Raw genomic sequence first — 16,831 nt, 5'->3', positions numbered from 1 at the left:
TGATGGTCGCGCTGACCGTCCTGGTCGCCGCGGCCACTCGGCGCCGACGTGTCGTCGCCGTACCGGCCGCGGCCCTGATGGCGGTCGCTGGGGTGCTGGCGTTCATGTCCGGGTTCTACGACGGCGGCTACGCGGTCGATCTCACGACGGGCCAGCGGATCTTCCAGATCGCACTCGTCTCCGCGCACCTGGGGGTCGGCGTCCTGGCCGTGCTCCGGCTGACACAGCTGCTTCGGCACTCACGGACAGCCGACCGTGAAACCCCCGTTCGATAAAATAGATGTGATTCCCTTCCCTGGTCGCGCCACACTGATCAAGAACCAGTGAGGAGATTCATCCCATGCCGAACCAGCCCGCACCGAACCTGCTGTCGTGGGCCAGCGAGATCGACGAAGGCGCGATCTTGCAGGCCGCTCGCACCGCGCGCCTGCCGTTCGTCTCCGGCCACGTCGCTCTCATGCCCGACGCACACGTCGGCGTCGGTGCGACGGTCGGCTCGGTGATCCCCACCGAGAACGCGATCATCCCCGCCGCCGTCGGCGTGGACATCGGCTGCGGCATGGTGGCCACCGAGACGTCGCTCATGGCCGCCGACCTGCCCGAGACCCTCGCCGCCCTGATGCCGATGGTGGAGCACCGCATCCCTGCCGGCGTCGGGAAGGGGCACGAGGACCCGTCCGTGGACCGCGCGCTCAGCGATCTCGGGCTCCCGTACACCGACCTCACTCCCAAGCAGGCCAAGAAGGTGGCCGACCAGTTCGGCACCCTCGGCTCCGGCAACCACTTCGTCGAGGTCTGCCTCGACGAGCGGGACCACGTCTGGACGGTGCTGCACTCGGGCTCGCGTGGCATCGGCAACCAGCTCGCCCAGATGCACATCACGGGCGCGAAGAAGCTGATGCGGAAGCAGGCCGTCGGACTGGAGGACCCGGACCTGGCGTACCTCGTGCAGAGCACGCCGGAGTTCACCGCGTACATCGAGGACATGCTGTGGGCCCAGCACTACGCGATGGCCTCGCGTGCCCGGATGGACAAGGTCCTGATCAACGCCCTGTTCCGGGTCGTCGGCAAGGGGCAGCGGGTGCGTAGGATCAATTGCCACCACAACTTTACCCAGCAGGAGACCCACTACGGGAAGACCCTGTGGATCACCCGCAAGGGCGCCATCAAGGCCGACACCGGTGACGAGGGCGTGATCCCCGGCTCGATGGGCGCCCGGTCGTACATCGTGCGTGGCCGCGGTAACCCCGAGTCGTACAACTCGTGCGCGCACGGCGCAGGGCGGCGCATGTCGCGTACCAAGGCGAAGAAGGAGCTGTCCGCGGCTTCCCTGACCCAGGCGATGAGCGGCCGCACCTGGAACGCGAACCGGGCCGCCGCACTGGTGGACGAGCACCCGGAGGCGTACAAGCCCATCGACCAGGTGATGGCGGACCAGAAGGATCTGGTGGAGGTCCAGCACACGCTGCGCCAGATCTTCAACTACAAGGGATAGCTCTGCCGCCGGTCGGGCGGCAGAGCACTCATCTCTCAAGCACCTGCAGCGTGAGCGAGTGGAGCCGTTCCGCGGCGGCCTGGTCGAAGGACAGTCCGTCCAGGTCAATCCGGCGCTCTCGCATGAAGGCGCTGAGCGGTTCGGCGGGTGGGTTGTCGATACGGGCGACGATCGGCTTGATGCCTTCCTCGACCGGCAGCCCATGCCTTTTGAGCGCCTCCACGTGCGCGGCGGTCGCCTCGTCGTACTCGCCTGCGACGCTCGTCGACACGCCGCCAGGGTGTATCAGGACATATCGGGTACGGTCGCCGTGTCGCGCGGCGAAGGCCACGCCCAGCAGGTCGTTCGCCTTCCCGGCCTGGAACTGGGCGGCCATGCCGTTGTACCCGCGCTCGAGCATGAGATCGTCCCAGTGGACGCGCCCGGTCGGCTGTCCTGGCCCTGACACGTTCACGATGAGGCGGGGTGCGGTGAGGCCGTAGCTGAGGAGGAAGCGGCTCAGGTAGTCCAGCGCGAACGTTCCCTCCACCCCCTCCGCCGTTACGAACCGGTGCGTACGGAAGAAACGGGCGCACAGCACGAGCGCGTCCACGACCGGGAACCTGGCGTTGACCTCCTCGATCACTTGTCGGTTCTCGCTGATCAAGCTCAGGTCCGCCGGGATGAACGCCGCCCCGGGGAGGGCCTTGGACTTGTCGCGTCCGATGACGGCCACAGTGTCGCCGCGTTCGAGGTAGGTGCGGGCGAGCGCCCGCCCCATGCCGTCCGTGCCACCGCTGATCACCAGTGTCTTCATGGGGTCCTCGCGAGCTCTTCTTCCGGTACGGCCTGCGTACGGGGGCTGCCCGCCAGCAGCGGGACAGCGGCAAGGATGATCACGGTCATCGCCGCGACGAGCCAGAAGATGCCGTGGAACCCGCTGATCATGTCGCCGGCGGTCTGGAGGACGAGCGTGACGACGGCTACGCCGAGCGCCGCACCGAGCTGGTTGAGCATGTAGAGCACCGAACTGCCCTGCGCCACCATGGACGGCGGCAGCGCCCGGTAGAGGGAGCCCATCGAGGGCGCGCTGAAGCACCCGCTGCCCAGCCCGATGGTGAACGCCGCCAGCGCCGGCCAGACCACCGGCGTGTCCGCACCCATCTTGGTGAAGGCCAGCGCGCTGAGCCCGGCCACGATCGCGCCGCCGGTGGCCAGCCCGCGGGCGTCGACGCGGTCCGACAGCCGCCCGGCCAGGGGCATGGCGACCGCCCCGCCGAGCCCAATTGGCGCCATCAGTAGACCGGCCGCGAGCACGCCGTGCCCGTGGGCCTGCTGGTAGTACAAGGGTAGGGCGAACAGGGCGGCGAAGAGGGCAAGTCCGCCGAGTCCCATGATCGTGACGCTCGCGCTGAAGCCCCGGCTGGCGAACAACCGCAGGTCGATCAGGGGCGGGGTGCGACCATCCGAACGGCCTCCGCGTAGCGCGTGGACGGCGTAGGCGAGCAGCAGCACCGTGCCCAGGCCCAGCGGGAGCAGCGCCTGCCAGGCGGTGAACGTGCCCTGCTCGGCCGTCTGTGACAGCGCGAGGACGACGGCCGCGAACCCGGGCCCGAGCAGTGCCAGCCCGGCCCCGTCCAGCCGCATGGAGGATGGTCCGTCGCCGGAGTCGGCGGGGATCGCCCGCAGGGCCAGCAGCAGCGCCACGAGGCCGACAGGCACGCTGAGCAGGAACATCCACCGCCATGAGAGGCCGGCGAGCACGGCGCCGCCCGCGATCGGCCCGAGCACCGGCCCCATGGACAGGACCACGCCCATCAGCCCCATCACCCGCCCGGCCCGGCGCGGCCCGGCGGCGCGGGCCAGCAGGATGAGCACGAGAGGGTCCAGCAGCCCGGCCCCGAACCCCTGCAGCACGCGGAACACGATCAGGGCACCGACGTTCCAGGCCAGCCCGGCCCCGAGCGCCCCGGCGAGGAACAGCGCCAGCCCCGTCAGCCACAGCCGCTTGCCGCCGAACCGGTCGACGGCCCAGGTGGTGAACGGGATGGTGGCGGTCACGGCCAGCAGGAACCCGGTGGACGTCCAGCCGATCGTGCTGAGGGAGGTGTCGAAGGCCCCGGCCAGGGTGTCAACGGCGACGGCGGCCATCGTGCTGTTGAGGATGCCCAGCAGCCCGCCGAGCAGGATCACGCCGATGATCCCCAGCAGCCGTGGGTCCAGACGATCATCATCATTTGAACTCATGGGTTCAACGTAGTTATCTCATGCGTTCGCACGCAACTCCTCCGTCCATGAAGTTGAACCGGAAAGTACAATCTGGAGGTATGGCCACCATCTCGCGGGGACGTATCGACAAGCGGCAGGCGATCCTGGAGGGCGCGTTCACCGTGTTCGCCCGCCTGGGCTACGCGCAGGCCTGCGTGCAGGACATCGCGGACGAGGCGGGTGTGGCCAAGCCGACGGTGTACAACCACATGGCGGACAAGGCGACCCTGTTCAGGAACGCGATCGAGGCCGCCGCGCAGACCGCGTTCCGCGAGCGCCTGGCGGCCCTGGAGCCGCTGGCCGACCCCGGCGACGACCTGCGCGCCACGCTGGAGGGCGTCGCCGACGAGTTGCTCCGGCTGCACACCGACGAGCGCTCCTGCGCGCTGCGGCGCCTGCTCTATTCGGAGATCATCCGGTTCCCTGACGTGCTCGACATCGTCAAGGAGAGCGGTCCCCACCGCCTCAACCAGGCCCTGGCCGACCGGCTGGCCCGGCTCGCGCTCGCGGGGCGCCTGCGCGCCGGCGACCCTGACGTGGCGGCGGAGCAGTTCATGGCGCTGGTCATCGGTCCGCTGGAGGCCCGTTCCCAGATGGGAACCCGTGCGATCCCGGCCGTCGAGCTACGGGACATGGCCAGCGCCGCCGTAGACACTTTCATGAAGGCCTGGGTTACGGACTAATCATGACGACAAGGCCCCTTGTCGGCGTTAGGCAAGGGATATAGTCTGCCGCGTGTGGTGGAACGAGACGACTACGCGGCCATCCGCGATCGGATCATCAGGCTCTCCCACACCCATGGCTTGCGCTGCGACTGGGCGGAAACGACGAAACGCCAGCGATTCCTCCTGCTATGGGACGCCGAGGGCCGCGTCGCGGCCCGCGCGATCGTCCCGCTCTACCCCGGGGAGACCCCGCACCTGGTGGACTCCCTCGAACGGGGGCTCGCGCCCCTGTTCGGTGACGACTGGCTGGAGGATCCATGACCGCGGACCGCGTTGACGTTCACATCACCATGGCGGGCAGCCTCTGGCTGGCCCAGGTGGACGGCGTGGCCGGCGGCATGTCCGCCCGCACGTTGAAAGAGCTGCACGGGGACGTCGCCGAAGGGCTGCCGTTCCTCTTCGCCGACTGCCAGCGGCCGCCCACGCCGGTCTACCACTACGCGCTGCCCGGCCTGTCCGAGCAGGACCTCGACGACTTCGCCGCCCTCCAGCGCCAGGCCGCCGCGATCGCCGAGGACTACACGCGTACGCTCAAGAAGCGCGTCAAGCACATGCACGAGCTCGGACTGTCGGACGGGGACATCGGCGAGCTGCTCGGCCTGACCAAGCAGCGCATCCAGCAGATCCGTACGAACGCGAACGACGAGTCCCGCCAGGTCTCCTAGGGCTTGGCGTCGGTCCAGCCCGCCTCGATCAGCGCGTTGGAGTTCCAGACCGTGCCGGGCTCGAAGCCGGCCTGGAAGCCGCCCGGCTTCACCACGACGTTCTCGTTCGCCAGGGCGCGTCCGGTGGCCTCATCGAAGATCAGCCGGTTCTCGGAGACGCCGTCGCCCTGGGTGCGCTCCTTGATCGCCACCGCGGTGCCCCGGCGTCCCTCGGCGTCCGTGACGTTCTCGATGACCTTCACGCCGTCGAGCTCGGCCAGCATCCGGAACGCGGCTCCGCGAACCTCGGGCGTCACCGGCATGTCCATGATCAACCCCATGCTGACCCTGAACAGCCAGGCTTCCTCTGACATCGGCACGCTCGAGGACTCGGTGTCATGGCCCTCGTACGACGCCCGCAGCCACCGCTTGAGCTTGCCCGGGTCGCTGGGCAGCCCGAGCAGATCCTTCATGGTGACGTTACGGCCCAGCCAGAACACCTTGTCCCCGTCCACCAGGGGCATGTGACCGGAGCTGGCCTTGCCCGGGGAGGTGCTGAGGACGAGGTCGCCCTTGGGCGCGCCCTTTCCGGGGACCGTGACTTTGATCTCGGCGGGCGACCCGGCCCGCTCCCACGCCTGCCGGTCCTGTTCGGTGACAGGACGCGCGCCGAGCGGCTGGTCGCGGCTCCACTGCTCCTGGTCGGCGCCGGTGGCGCGGGGCGTCCAGCCCTCGTTCCGCTCCTGGTCCATGACCAGGTAGCCGCCCTGGGCAGCGGCGAACATGGTCCGGCGCACCGACTCGCTGTGCCAATACGCGCCGCTGCCGTCCGATTGCCGGTCCGCCTTCTCGGCGGCGGCCAGCAGCACGTCCCGAGCCGACAACGTCACCTTCTGAGCGTTCGGTACGCTCGCGGGGCTGCCGGTGGACGGCCGCGGCGCCGGCGCCGTGCCGTTCATGGACAGGACCACCACCGCCGCCGTCACAGCGGCCGCGGCCCCGGCCAGCCCCAGCCCCCACGCGGGCCGCACGGCCCCGCGCCTGCGCCGTGCCGGCCTGGGGACCGACATGGCACGGGAGAGCTCCGCGGCTCTGGTGCGCGGGTCGATGGGCCGGTCGTCGTCGAGGTGGGCGGGCCTGGCGGCCTTGAGCTCGTCGATGGGGTTCATGACCACTCCTCGCTGAGGTTCCGCACGTGGGGCAGGGCCGGCTCCAGGCCGGGGGCCTCTGTGGCCTTGGCTTCCATGGCCTGCTTGAGCCGTTTGCGCGCCCGATGCAGGCGTACGCGGAAAGCCGCCGCCGAGCAGCCGACGACCCGCGCACCCTCCTTCGGCGACAGCCCGTGCCAGGCGACCAGGACGAGAGTCTCCCGATCGTCCTCGGCCAGCGTGGCCAGCGCACGCAGCACGCCCAGCCGCTCGGTCACCTGATCGGCCACGTCACCCTCGGTCCAGGCCCGCAGCTCGGCCGCGACGGCCTCCCGGCGTACCTCGGCGCGTACGTTGTCGCGCAGCACGTTCCTGGCGACCCCCAGCAACCACGGCAGCGCCGGCTCCGGCACGTCGTCCAGCCGCCGCCAGGCGATCGCGAACGTCTCGCTCACCACCTCGTCCGCCACCTGCCGCCCCGCGCGGCTGACCACGTAGGCCCACACGCGTTGCCGGCATTCGTCGTACATGCCGGTGAACCGGTGCGCATCATCCGTCACCGCCCAGCCCCTTCGTTCGGGATGCGTTCTTCTGACACCACGAAGTGGTCCGAACTCTCCCGTTGTTACACCTCAGCCGAAATTTCCATTCCGCCCGTGGGGTCTGGCGAAGAACCGAAACGGCGCCCCCTTCTTCAGGAGGCGCCGTTCGTACTCGGGGACTACCTGACCCAGAGGAAGTACCAGCCGGTGCCGTTCAGCGAGCACTTGTACTCGTTCCAGCCCTCACGCTGGTACTGCTGGCCCATGTCGATGCACTTCGACTTGCTGGTGTACTCGCCGATGTAGGTCCACGAGGCGGCCTGGGCCGGAGCGGCGACGCCGATGGCGGCCAGCGCTGCGATGCCGGCTGCGACAATGCCTGCACGAACGCGCATGCGTGATTTCCCTTCTTTGGGGCTCTTTCGAGATCAACGATCATGGTCGGCGCCATAAAAAGGCCATAGTGCGACTACAGAGCCGGCGCAAGTAGGTTACGGCCATGGAGATCGGTGAGCTGCTGGGGTCCGGGCGTACCGCGGACGTGTACGCGATCGACGGTGAGCGAGTGTTACGGCGCTACCGGATCGGCATCGACGCACGGCGGGAGGCGGCGGTCATCGCGTACGTGGCCGAGCACGGCTTCCCGGTGCCCGATCTGTATCCCGGCGCGGGGCCGGCCACTGACCTGGTGATGGGGCGGTTGACCGGGCCGACGATGTTGCGGGCGCTCGTCGACGGGGGGATCACGCCTGAGGAGGTGGGCACGGTTCTCGCGCGGCTGCTGCTGCGGCTGCACGAGATCCCGGCGAAGGCGTCAGAGGATCCCGGTGATCGGGTGCTGCATCTCGATCTGCATCCGGACAACGTCATGCTGACGCACCGAGGGCCCGTCGTGATCGACTGGTGCAACAGCCAGGAAGGGCCACCGGGGGCCGACTGTGCCATGTCGGCGGTGATCATCGCACAGGTGGCGGTGGATGAGGACAACGAGTTCGCCGGGACGGCAAGGGCGGTCCTCGTCGCGCTGCTCGCCGGGCTCGGTGGTGCCATGGACTTCGGCGAAGGGCTCGAGCAGGCCAGGGCAGGGAGGGGCGCGAATCCGACACTCAGCGAGCGGGAGGTCTCGCTGCTCGACGACGCCGTGAGGCTGATACGCGACCTGCGGGCGCCCGCGCGGTCCTCAGGCTGAGACGGCTACTCGGTCCAGGAGGCCGTGGCGTCGAGGCGTTCACGCCAGAGCTTCTCGCCCCCGCCGCCGGGCTCCCAGCGGGCGCAGAAGTCGAGCAGGGCACGGCAGCGCGCCACCATGGCCTCTTGGCGTTCGGCCCACTCGGGGACGGGGCCGTCGTAGGCGGCGAAGAAGTGGGAGAGCAGCGGGATGTGCTCCGGGTGGTGGCTACGGATGATCCACTCGCACCACGCCAGGTCTTCGACCGGGCGCCCGGGGTGGGCCCACTCCCAGTCGAGTATGGCGGTCGTCCGGAACGTGGCCGGGTCGAACAGCATGTTCTGCGGGCCGAAGTCGCCGTGCACGATGCCCAGCCGGTGGAGGTCGGACAGGATCCGGCCGCACTCGGTGAGCACCTCCACGGCGCGGCCCTCGTCGAGGAGGTCCTGGCCGTGGACGCCGGAGACGAAGCGGGTGGTCAGGCTTGTCTCGGTGACCTTGTGCACGCGGGGCACCGGGAGGCGACCGCGCAGGCGGCGCAGGTATCTGCTCTCCGTGCCGAGCCTGAACGCCGCCTCCGGGCCCTGGTAGCACTTCACGACCAGGGCGCCGTCGCCGAATGTGCTGTTGGTGTACCCGTGCTTCACAAGGGTCGATTCTGGCGTACCCGCGCCCCTCCCAGACGCCCGGCACGCTATCGAACGCGACTCCGATACACGATGTAAGGACGGAACAAATAGCCCAACGGGGCGGAAAACGCATGCACCAGGCGGCTGAACGGGAAAAGAACCACCAGGATCATCCCGATGGCCGTGTGCACCTTGTAAAGGACGTTGGCCTGACTCATCGCCATGGAGTCCGGCTGGAGGATGAGGGCGCCGCGGAACCAGGGCGCGACCGTGGTCCGGTAGCTCACCTCGCTCGGCACGAACCCCGCGATCGTCGTCGCCACGCCCGCCACGATCGACGCGGCCAGCACCGTGTACATCGTCTTGTCGTTGACCGTGGTCGCCATGAACACCGGGCCGTTGGTGCGGCGGCGGTAGATCAGCAGGACCAGCCCCACCAGCGTGGCCAGGCCCGCGAGGCCGCCCCAGATGAGCGCGTTCAGGTGGTAGGTGTCGTTGGACACGCCGACCGCGTCCGTCCAGCTCATCGGGATGAGCAGCCCGGCGACGTGGCCGACGATCACGAAGAGCAGGGCGTAGTGGAACAGCGGGCTGGCCACGCGCAGCAGCGGGCTCTCGTAGAGCTGGGACGAGCGGGTGGTCCAGCCGAACTTGTCGTACCGGTAACGCCAGATCAGCCCGCCCACGAAGATCAACAGGGTGACGTACGGGGCGACGATCCAGAGCATGTTCTCCGCCCACGTCACAGGTAGCCTCCCACGGTCTCGGCCGGCGGCCCGCCCTGCGCCAGGCGCGTGGCCTGGCTCCGTTCCGCCGCGGTGATCGGAGGGAGGGTCGCGCACACCGTGCTGATCACGTACGCGTACGGCGAGTCGCGGTCGGTCAGGGCGGTGAGCAGCAGCTCCAGCCCCGGCCTGTGCTCCTTGAGCAGTGCCGCGCCCGAGGGGTCGACCGCGGCGAACTCCAGCATCACCGGCAGGAAGTCGGGCAGCTCGTCGTCCATCAGCTCCCAGCCGGCCGTGCGGTAGAGCTGTTTCAGCGCGGCCAGTGACAGGCCGCGGCGGCGGGTGTCGCCGTCGGTGTAGTAGGTCAGGTAGAGGCAGCAGCGCCGGTGCAGGTCGAACGTCTCCACGTAGTGCGCGGCCAGCTCGCCGGGGCCGAGCTCGGAGACGAGCGACAGGAACGTCCCGAAATGCGGCTCGGCGGCCTCCCTGATCAGCGGGAGGCGGCGCCAGAAACGCTCGTCGGGGTAGGCGAGGAGGTGCGCGGCGGCTTGCCAGATGACGGTCCTGTTCATGGCCTTCCTCTCTTGGGAGGGAACAGGCCGGCGGGGGCACCGCGGCCGTCCCAGTTGAGCAGGTTCACCCGGTCGTGGGTGACCTCGTCGCTGGTCTGGCGTTCTTTCAGGCCGTGGAAACTCTCGATCGAGACCGGGACGGGCCTGCCCGACGCCTCCCCGAACGGGCCCTGCATGCCGGGCCCCGCGTCGTAGTCGAGGCTGCAGCCGCCCTCCTCCACGACTCCCGGCGGGATGTTGCCGTAGGCGGTCGGGATCACGTACCGCTCCTCGTACTTGGCCAGCGCCAGCAGCCGGTACATGCCGTGCACGTCGTGCTCGGACAGGCCCGCGTCCGCCAGGACCGGCGGCTCGCCCAGGTTGACCGCGCGCATGTACGACCGCATCGCGGCCAGGCGGCGCAGCGCGGCGGTCACGGGTGCCGGGTCGCCGGCGGCGAACAGCCCGGCCAGGTAGCCGATCGGGATGCGGAGCGACTCGATGGCGGCGAACAGGTTTCCCGCGTCCTCGCCGTCGTGGCCCCCTCCGGCGAGCGCGTCCACGACGGGGGAGAGCGGGGGGACGTACCAGACCATCGGCAGGGTGCGGTACTCCGGGTGCAGGGGGAGCGCGATCCGGTACTTCTTGATCAGGTCGTACACCGGGGATCTGCGCGCCGCCTCAACCCAGTCGGCCGGGAGTCCCGCCGTGTCGACCGCCGGATCGTGCGGGTCGATGAACACGTCCAGCTGGGCCTCGTACAGGTCGCGCTCGTCGGTGACCGAGGCCGCCTGGGTCACGCGGTCGGCGTCGTACAGCAGGATCCCGAGGTAACGCAGGCGCCCGACGCAGGTCTCCGAGCAGACCGTCGGGAGCCCGACCTCCACGCGCGGGTAGCAGAAATGGCACTTCTCCGCTTTGCCGGTCTTGTGGTTGAAGTACATCTTCTTGTACGGGCAGCCCGTCACGCACATGCGCCAGCCCCGGCAGCTGTCCTGGTCCACCAGCACGATGCCGTCCTCGGCCCGCTTGTACAGGGCGCCCGAAGGGCAGGAGGCCACGCACGACGGGTTGAGGCAGTGCTCGCAGATGCGTGGCAGGTAGAACATGAACGTCTGCTCGAAGGCCAGCTTGACCTGATCGGACACCTTGGCCAGCACGGGGTCGGGCGTCGGGTCGCCGCCGAGGTCGTCGTCCCAGTTGGCGCTCCAGCGGATCTTCATCGGCTCGTTGCTGATCAGGGACCTGGGCGGCGCCACGGGGATGTCGCCGGTGAGCGGGGCGCGGGTGAGGTTCTCGTAGTCGTAGGTCCAGGGCTCGTAGTAGTCCTGGAGTGAGGGCATGAGGGGGTTGGTGAAGATGGTGAGCAGCTTGTGCACGCGGCCGCCCGCCCTGAGCTTGAGCTTGCCCTTCTTGTTGAGCACCCAGCCGCCGCGCCAGCGGTCCTGGTCCTCGTAGCGCTTGGGGTAGCCCTGTCCCGGGCGGGTCTCGACGTTGTTGAACCAGACGTACTCGACGCCCGGCCGGTTGGTCCAGGTCTGTTTGCAGGTGACCGAGCAGGTGTGGCAGCCGATGCACTTGTCCAGGTTCATCACCATGGCGATCTGAGCCATGATCCGCATCAGTACGTCACCTCCTGCGATCTGCGACGGATGGTGGTGATCTCGTCGCGCTGGCTCCCGGTGGGCCCGAGGTAGTTGAAGCCGTACGAGAGCTGGGCGTATCCGCCGATCATGTGGGTGGGCTTGATGAGCACCCTGGTCAGGGCGTTGTGGATGCCGCCTCTCCGGCCGGTCGCCTCGGACTTGGGCACGTCGATCAGCCGGTCCTGCGCGTGGTGCATGTACACCGTGCCGCGCGGCATGCGGTGCGAGACGATGGCCCTGGCCACGACCACGCCGTTGCGGTTGACCGCCTCGATCCAGTCGTTGTCCGCCACGCCCAGCTCGGCCGCGTCCTCCACCGACATCCAGATCGTCGGACCGCCCCTCGACAGGGTCAGCATCAGCAGGTTGTCCTGGTACTCGGAGTGGAGAGACCACTTGCTGTGCGGGGTCAGGTAACGCAGAGTGCCGCTCTCGCCGTGCAGCGCGGCCAGGTCGAGCGGGGGGCGGTAGATCGGCAGCGCCTCGCCGTACTCGTGCATCCAGTCGTGGTCGAGGAAGAAGTGCATGCGCCCGGTGAGCGTGTGCCAGGGTTTGCCGTTCTCCACGTTGATCGTGAAGGGGGAATAGCGGCGGTCGTGCGACTCCTTGCCCGACCACTCGGGGCTGGCCGCCACGTGCACGGGCCTGGCCTGGGTGTCGGCGAAGTCGATGCGATGCCGTTCGTTGATCAGGTCCTCGAAGCTGGTGCCCGTACGCTGGGCGAGCTGCCTGAAGCCCTGCGCGGCCAGCCTGCCGTTGCTCGTGCCCGAGAGCGCGAGTATTGCCTCGCACGCCTTGGCGTCGGTGTCGAGCTCGGGCCTGCCCTTGGCCGCGCCCCACGGCACCAGGCCGCAGCGCCGGCCCAGCCAGGCCACCTCCTCCTCGGGCATGAACGTCACGCCCTTGACCGCCAGGCCCAGCTGCTCCGTGAGCGGGCCGAGCGCCGCCAGCTTCTCGGCGACGGCGCCGTAGTCGCGCTCCACCACCTTCAGTTCGGGTCCGCCGGCCACCGCCAGCTCGCCCGGCGTGTCGTGCTGGTACGCCGTCGCGACCACGTCCCTGCGTACGCCGAGATGCTCCTTGGCGAGCCTGCTGAAGGCCTCAGCGATGGCGTGAAAGGCGGAAAAATCGGTCTTCGTCTCCCAGGGCAGGTTGATCGCCGGGTTGAACGCGTGCACGAACGGGTGCATGTCCGTGCTCGACAGGTCGTGCTTCTCGTACCAGGTGGCGGCCGGGAGCACGATGTCGGAGAAGACCGTCGAGGACGTCATCCTGAAGTCGAGCGTGACCAGGAGGTCCAGCTTCCCGCTCGGGGCCCGCTCGTCGGGGTGTTCCAGGTTGGAGGTGGCCCCGAGGAGGTGGTGCAGGAAATACTCGTTGCCCTTGGCGGACGAGCCGAAGAGGTTCGAGCGCCACAGGGTGAGCACGCGGGGCCAGTTGCGCGGGTCGTCCGGGTTCTCCACGGCGTGTTTGAGCCGGCCCGAGCGGAGCTCCTCGAGGGTGTAGGCGATGGGGTCCTCGGCGTCGCCGAGGTCCAGGGGGTTCCTGTCGAAGGCCGGGGACATCGGCATCCAGCCGTTCTTGACGGCCTCGGTGACCAGGTCGGCGGTGTGCTTGCCGCGGAACTCGCCGGTGGCGAGCGGCGAGGCCAGCTCGCCCGCGTCGAAGTGGTCGTAACGCCACTGGTCGGTGTGCAGGTACCAGTACGGCGTGCCGGGGACCTGCCGTGGCGGCCGCGACCAGTCCAGGGCGCCCGCCAGCAGCGCCCAGCCGCTCTGGGTACGGCATTTCTCCTGGCCCACGTAGTGTGCCCAGCCGCCACCGTTGCGGCCCTGACAGCCGGTCAGCAGGAGGAGCGACAGGAACGCCCGATAGATCGTGTCGCCGTGGAACCACTGCGTGGTGCCAGCCCCCAGGATGATCATGCATCGGCCCTCGGTCGACTCGGCCGTCCTGGCGAACTCCCTGGCGATCCTCGCCGCCCTTCCCGCGGGCACCCCCGTGATCTTCTCCTGCCAGGCCGGCGTGTACGGCTCGTCGGCGTCATAGCCGTCCGGCCAGTCGCCGGGAAGCCCGTCCCGCGCCACCCCGTACTGGGCCAGGAGCAGGTCGAACACCGTGGTCACCAGGTGGTCGCCAACCCTTGCGACCGGCACACCCCTGCGTACCGAGTGGCCGCCGTCGAAGCGGGGCAGCAGGACCTCGGCCGACTCGCCGCCGTACAGGGTGAGCCTGGGGTCGATGCCCAGGTCGAGGTTCCAGCGGCCCTTGCCGGACTCGGTCCAGCGGAAGCCGACCGAGCCGTTCGGCACGACCGGCTCGCCGGTCTCCGACATGAGCACGGTCTTCCACTCGGCCGCCTCCTCCTCCGAGCCCAGGTCCTTGGCCGTGAGGAACCTGCCGGGCACGTACGCGCCCGCGTGCTCCTTGAGCCGGACGAGGAACGGCAGGTCGGTGAAGCGTTTGACGTAGCCGGTGAAGTAGGGCGTCTCACGCTCGACGAAGAACTCCTTCAGCAGCACGTGTCCCATGGCCATGGCGAGGGCGCCGTCCGTGCCGGGCCGCACGCTGAGGAACTCGTCGGCGAACTTGGCGGCGTCGCTGAAATCCGGGGAGATCACCACGACCTTCTGGCCCCGGTAGCGGGCCTCGGTCATCCAGTGGGCGTCGGGGGTGCGGGTGACGGGGACGTTCGCGCCCCACATCATCAGGTACGCCGCGTCCCACCAGTCGGCCGACTCCGGCACGTCCGTTTGGTCGCCGAAGACCTGGGGCGAGGCCACGGGCAGGTCGGCGTACCAGTCGTAGAAGGAGAGCATGGTGCCGCCGATCAGCGACACGAACCTGGAGCCGATGGCCTGGGAGACCATCGACATGGCGGGGATGGGGGAGAACCCGGCGATCCGGTCAGGGCCGTACGCCTTGATGGTGTGGACGTGGGCGGCGGCGATCATCTCCAGCGCCTGGTCCCAGGTGATGCGGATGAGGCCGCCGCAGCCTCGGGCGCTCTGGTACTTACGCCTCTTTTCCGGATCTATCGTGACTTCTGCCCATGCGGCGACCGGGTCGCCGTTGAGGCGTCCTTTCGCCTCCGCGTACATCTCGACGAGGGCGCGCCTGGCGTACGGGTAGCGGATCCGGGTCGGCGAGTAGGTGTACCAGGAGAAGGCGGCGCCGCGCGGGCAGCCGCGCGGCTCGTACTCGGGGCGGTCGGGGCCGACGCTCGGATAGTCGGTCTGCTGTGTCTCCCAGGTGATGATGCCGTCCTTGACGTACACCTTCCACGAGCACGAGCCCGTGCAGTTCACGCCGTGCGTCGAGCGGACCACCTTGTCGTGGCTCCACCGGTCGCGGTAGAAGGCGTCGCCTTCCGTGCCGCCCTTCAGGTGGAGAGTGCGCAGGTCGGGGCTGGTGACTGACCTGCGCAGGAATCGGCCGGTCTTCAGCAGGAGGTCCTCCGCGCTCATACCCCCACTTCATCACAGATAGTGACCCTCTGTTACACAGGGTGTATGCCTGAGCTTCGTAAAGGTCACGTGCCTGAGGCGCTGCCTGCGTACGCGTCCCGGGGAAAACCGTTTGCCGGGCAGGGCGATGCCTTGTCAACCTTGTCAGGCCATGCGCTCCCTTCCTGAAGCCGATCCCGGCGTGCCCGACATCCGCAGCCCGCTCCGCTACCTGTGGTGGAACGCGCGGCGGCAGGCCGTGCCCCTTCTCGCGGGCATCGGCTTCGCGACGCTGTGGTGGCTGGTGCAGGCGCTGATGCCGGCGGTGCTCGGGAAGGGGATCGAGGCGATCACCGCCAAGGACACCGGGGCGCTGCTGCTCTGGGCGTCGATCCTGTTCGTGCTGGGGCTGCTGCAGGCGTTCACCGGGATCATGCGGCACCGGATGGCCGTCTACAACTGGCTGGCCGCCGCGTACCGCACCGTGCAGCTGACCGCCAGGCAGGCCGCCGGGCTGGGCGCCACGTTGCCGAAGCGGCTCTCGACCGGCGAGGTCGTCAGCGTCGGCAACTCCGACATCGCCCACATCGGCAGCTCCATGGACATCCTGCTGCGCGGCGCCGGCTCCGTCGTGGCGATCGTCACCGTCACCGTGATCCTCATCTCGACCTCGCTGCCGCTGGGGCTGCTGGTCCTGTTCGGCGTGCCGCTCATGGCCGTCGCCGTCGGGCCGCTGCTCAGGCCCCTGCACAGGCGGCAGGCCAAGCAGCGTGAGCTGACCGGCGACCTGTCCACCAGGGCCGCCGACATCGTGGCCGGGCTGCGGGTGCTGCGCGGCATCGGAGGGGAGCAGGTCTTCACCCAGCGCTACCGCGAGGAGTCCCAGCGGGTCCGGCGGGCCGGGGTACGCGTGGCCGGGGTCGAGTCGGTGCTCGAAGGCGCCCAGATCGTGCTGCCCGGCCTGCTCGTCGCGGTCGTCACCGGCATCGGCGCCTCGTTCGCCGTAGCCGGGGAGATCCCCACGGGACAGCTGGTCGCCTTCTACCTCTACGCCGTATTCCTGATCGGGCCCATGCGCACGCTCACCGAGACCGCCGACAAGCTCACCAAGGGCCACGTGGCGGCCGGGCGCGTGATCCGGATCCTGTCCATCGAGCCCGAGGTCACCGGCGGCATCGGGAGCAGCCCGGGCGGCGTGCTGCGCGACTCGTACAGCGGCGTCACCCTCCAGCCCGGCTGCCTCACGGCGGTCGCCGCGAACGCGCCCGAGGACGCCATCGCCATCGCCGACCGGCTCGGCCGCTACGCCGACGGCGACGTCATGTTCGGGGCGACCGACCTGTCCGCGCTGCCCATCGAGGAGGTCCGCTCCCGGATCCTGGTCGCCGACAACGGCGCCCGGCTGTTCACCGGCCGCCTGCGCGACGAGCTGGACGTGCGCGGCGAGGCCTCCGATGAGGAGGTGCGCCAGGCCCTGTACGCGGCCTGTGCCGAGGACATCGTCGAGGCGCTGCCCGACGGGCTCTCCGCCACGGTGGCCGAGGGTGGGCGGGAGTTCTCGGGCGGGCAGCAGCAGCGGCTGCGCCTGGTCAGGGCGCTGCTGGCCGACCCGGAGGTGCTCATCCTGGTCGAGCCCACCAGCGCCGTCGACGCCCACAGCGAGGCCCGCATCGCCGAACGGCTGGCCAAGGCCAGGGCCGGGAAGACCACGCTGATCTGCACGACCAGCCCGCTGGTGCTCGACCGTACCGACCACGTCGTTTACGTGGAGGACGGGCGGGTGCTCGCGGAGGGCACGCACCGGCAGCTGCTGGACGACTCGCGGGAATACGCCGCGACCGTGACCCGTGGAGAGGACTGAACCC

General features: G+C 69.4%; 17 protein-coding genes. 7 read left to right on the top strand and 10 right to left on the bottom strand.

What is annotated here, in order from left to right; translation table 11 throughout:
• Both AB0J09_RS14660 and AB0J09_RS14655 read left to right on the top strand, forming a co-directional pair.
• A partial coding sequence (locus AB0J09_RS14660; protein ID WP_360690007.1) for a hypothetical protein occupies nt 1–275 on the top strand: 275 nt, incomplete at its 5' end.
• Between the two features lie 65 nt (nt 276–340).
• Nucleotides 341–1,495 carry an RtcB family protein gene (locus tag AB0J09_RS14655; protein ID WP_360690005.1) on the top strand — a complete coding sequence of 385 codons (1,155 nt, stop codon included), beginning with the start codon at nt 341–343 and terminating at the stop codon, nt 1,493–1,495.
• Nucleotides 1,496–1,523: 28 nt separating this feature from the next.
• Here AB0J09_RS14655 and AB0J09_RS14650 read toward each other — a convergent pair whose 3' ends face one another.
• Entirely contained in the window at nt 1,524–2,291 is a 768-nt protein-coding gene (locus tag AB0J09_RS14650) for an SDR family NAD(P)-dependent oxidoreductase (RefSeq protein ID WP_360690003.1), read from the bottom strand.
• Nucleotides 2,288–3,721 (bottom strand): DHA2 family efflux MFS transporter permease subunit, encoded by a 1,434-nt coding sequence (locus tag AB0J09_RS14645; protein WP_360690001.1) that lies wholly within the window; start codon nt 3,719–3,721, stop codon nt 2,288–2,290. The genes AB0J09_RS14650 and AB0J09_RS14645 overlap by 4 nt, the downstream gene beginning before the upstream one ends.
• 80 nt (nt 3,722–3,801) lie before the next feature.
• Between AB0J09_RS14645 and AB0J09_RS14640 the strand changes: the two genes are divergently transcribed.
• From AB0J09_RS14640 to AB0J09_RS14630, 3 genes are read left to right on the top strand one after another with little or no spacing between them, the layout of a single operon-like run.
• Nucleotides 3,802–4,425 carry a TetR/AcrR family transcriptional regulator C-terminal domain-containing protein gene (locus tag AB0J09_RS14640; protein WP_360689999.1) on the top strand — a complete coding sequence of 208 codons (624 nt, stop codon included), beginning with the start codon at nt 3,802–3,804 and terminating at the stop codon, nt 4,423–4,425.
• A 54-nt stretch (nt 4,426–4,479) separates the two neighbouring features.
• Nucleotides 4,480–4,728: a hypothetical protein gene (locus tag AB0J09_RS14635; RefSeq protein WP_360689997.1), complete on the top strand. Its 249-nt coding sequence runs from the start codon at nt 4,480–4,482 to the stop codon at nt 4,726–4,728.
• Nucleotides 4,725–5,132, top strand: a complete 408-nt coding sequence (locus AB0J09_RS14630) for a hypothetical protein (RefSeq protein ID WP_360689995.1) — start codon at nt 4,725–4,727, stop codon at nt 5,130–5,132. Before AB0J09_RS14635 ends, AB0J09_RS14630 begins: the two co-directional genes overlap by 4 nt.
• On the opposite strand, the gene AB0J09_RS14625 is transcribed toward AB0J09_RS14630, so the two are convergent.
• The 3 genes from AB0J09_RS14625 to AB0J09_RS14615 form a co-directional block, all read right to left on the bottom strand.
• On the bottom strand, nt 5,129–6,280 hold the full coding sequence (locus AB0J09_RS14625) for a CU044_5270 family protein (RefSeq protein WP_360689993.1): 1,152 nt from the start codon (nt 6,278–6,280) through the stop codon (nt 5,129–5,131). The genes AB0J09_RS14630 and AB0J09_RS14625 overlap by 4 nt on opposite strands.
• A complete protein-coding gene (locus AB0J09_RS14620; RefSeq protein WP_360689991.1) occupies nt 6,277–6,819 on the bottom strand; it encodes a sigma-70 family RNA polymerase sigma factor in 543 nt (180 codons plus the stop codon). The genes AB0J09_RS14625 and AB0J09_RS14620 overlap by 4 nt, the downstream gene beginning before the upstream one ends.
• Before the next feature lie 161 nt (nt 6,820–6,980).
• Nucleotides 6,981–7,196: a hypothetical protein gene (locus AB0J09_RS14615; protein WP_360689989.1), complete on the bottom strand. Its 216-nt coding sequence runs from the start codon at nt 7,194–7,196 to the stop codon at nt 6,981–6,983.
• A gap of 104 nt (nt 7,197–7,300) precedes the next feature.
• On the opposite strand from AB0J09_RS14615, the gene AB0J09_RS14610 reads away from it, so the two are divergent.
• Entirely contained in the window at nt 7,301–7,990 is a 690-nt protein-coding gene (locus tag AB0J09_RS14610; RefSeq protein ID WP_360689987.1) for an aminoglycoside phosphotransferase family protein, read from the top strand.
• 5 nt (nt 7,991–7,995) lie between these two features.
• Here the strand turns inward: AB0J09_RS14610 and AB0J09_RS14605 are convergent, their stop codons facing one another.
• The 5 genes from AB0J09_RS14605 to AB0J09_RS14585 are packed head-to-tail and all read right to left on the bottom strand — an operon-like array spanning nt 7,996 to nt 14,987.
• On the bottom strand, nt 7,996–8,616 hold the full coding sequence (locus tag AB0J09_RS14605) for a phosphotransferase (protein ID WP_360689985.1): 621 nt from the start codon (nt 8,614–8,616) through the stop codon (nt 7,996–7,998).
• Nucleotides 8,617–8,663: 47 nt separating this feature from the next.
• Nucleotides 8,664–9,344, bottom strand: coding sequence for a respiratory nitrate reductase subunit gamma (gene narI / locus AB0J09_RS14600; RefSeq protein ID WP_360689983.1), 681 nt, complete (start codon nt 9,342–9,344; stop codon nt 8,664–8,666).
• Nucleotides 9,341–9,895: a nitrate reductase molybdenum cofactor assembly chaperone gene (narJ, locus tag AB0J09_RS14595; protein WP_360689981.1), complete on the bottom strand. Its 555-nt coding sequence runs from the start codon at nt 9,893–9,895 to the stop codon at nt 9,341–9,343. Before narJ ends, narI begins: the two co-directional genes overlap by 4 nt.
• On the bottom strand, nt 9,892–11,496 hold the full coding sequence (gene narH / locus AB0J09_RS14590) for a nitrate reductase subunit beta (protein ID WP_360689979.1): 1,605 nt from the start codon (nt 11,494–11,496) through the stop codon (nt 9,892–9,894). The genes narJ and narH overlap by 4 nt, the downstream gene beginning before the upstream one ends.
• Nucleotides 11,496–14,987 carry a nitrate reductase subunit alpha gene (locus AB0J09_RS14585; RefSeq protein ID WP_360689977.1) on the bottom strand — a complete coding sequence of 1,164 codons (3,492 nt, stop codon included), beginning with the start codon at nt 14,985–14,987 and terminating at the stop codon, nt 11,496–11,498. Before AB0J09_RS14585 ends, narH begins: the two co-directional genes overlap by 1 nt.
• A 151-nt stretch (nt 14,988–15,138) precedes the next feature.
• Between AB0J09_RS14585 and AB0J09_RS14580 the strand changes: the two genes are divergently transcribed.
• Nucleotides 15,139–16,827 carry an ABC transporter ATP-binding protein gene (locus AB0J09_RS14580; protein WP_360689975.1) on the top strand — a complete coding sequence of 563 codons (1,689 nt, stop codon included), beginning with the start codon at nt 15,139–15,141 and terminating at the stop codon, nt 16,825–16,827.
• Nucleotides 16,828–16,831: the final 4 nt, after the last annotated feature.

The organism is Nonomuraea sp. NPDC049784 (genome assembly GCF_040659615.1).
Lineage (GTDB): Bacteria > Actinomycetota > Actinomycetes > Streptosporangiales > Streptosporangiaceae > Nonomuraea.
The sequence above is the reverse complement of the archived record's forward strand: the minus strand, read 5'-3'. Positions and strand labels throughout refer to the sequence as shown.

What these genes read in the sequence shown, in the direction of transcription:
- AB0J09_RS14655 (WP_360690005.1), top strand. Translation starts at nt 341, where the DNA reads ATGCCGAACCAGCCCGCACCGAACCTGCTGTCGTGGGCCAGCGAGATC.
- AB0J09_RS14615 (WP_360689989.1), bottom strand. Translation starts at nt 7,196, where the DNA reads ATGCGCGTTCGTGCAGGCATTGTCGCAGCCGGCATCGCAGCGCTGGCC.
- AB0J09_RS14610 (WP_360689987.1), top strand. Translation starts at nt 7,301, where the DNA reads ATGGAGATCGGTGAGCTGCTGGGGTCCGGGCGTACCGCGGACGTGTAC.
- AB0J09_RS14625 (WP_360689993.1), bottom strand. Translation starts at nt 6,280, where the DNA reads ATGAACCCCATCGACGAGCTCAAGGCCGCCAGGCCCGCCCACCTCGAC.
- narH (WP_360689979.1), bottom strand. Translation starts at nt 11,496, where the DNA reads ATGCGGATCATGGCTCAGATCGCCATGGTGATGAACCTGGACAAGTGC.
- AB0J09_RS14580 (WP_360689975.1), top strand. Translation starts at nt 15,139, where the DNA reads ATGCGCTCCCTTCCTGAAGCCGATCCCGGCGTGCCCGACATCCGCAGC.
- AB0J09_RS14585 (WP_360689977.1), bottom strand. Translation starts at nt 14,987, where the DNA reads ATGAGCGCGGAGGACCTCCTGCTGAAGACCGGCCGATTCCTGCGCAGG.
- narJ (WP_360689981.1), bottom strand. Translation starts at nt 9,895, where the DNA reads ATGAACAGGACCGTCATCTGGCAAGCCGCCGCGCACCTCCTCGCCTAC.
- AB0J09_RS14630 (WP_360689995.1), top strand. Translation starts at nt 4,725, where the DNA reads ATGACCGCGGACCGCGTTGACGTTCACATCACCATGGCGGGCAGCCTC.
- AB0J09_RS14650 (WP_360690003.1), bottom strand. Translation starts at nt 2,291, where the DNA reads ATGAAGACACTGGTGATCAGCGGTGGCACGGACGGCATGGGGCGGGCG.
- AB0J09_RS14645 (WP_360690001.1), bottom strand. Translation starts at nt 3,721, where the DNA reads ATGAGTTCAAATGATGATGATCGTCTGGACCCACGGCTGCTGGGGATC.
- AB0J09_RS14640 (WP_360689999.1), top strand. Translation starts at nt 3,802, where the DNA reads ATGGCCACCATCTCGCGGGGACGTATCGACAAGCGGCAGGCGATCCTG.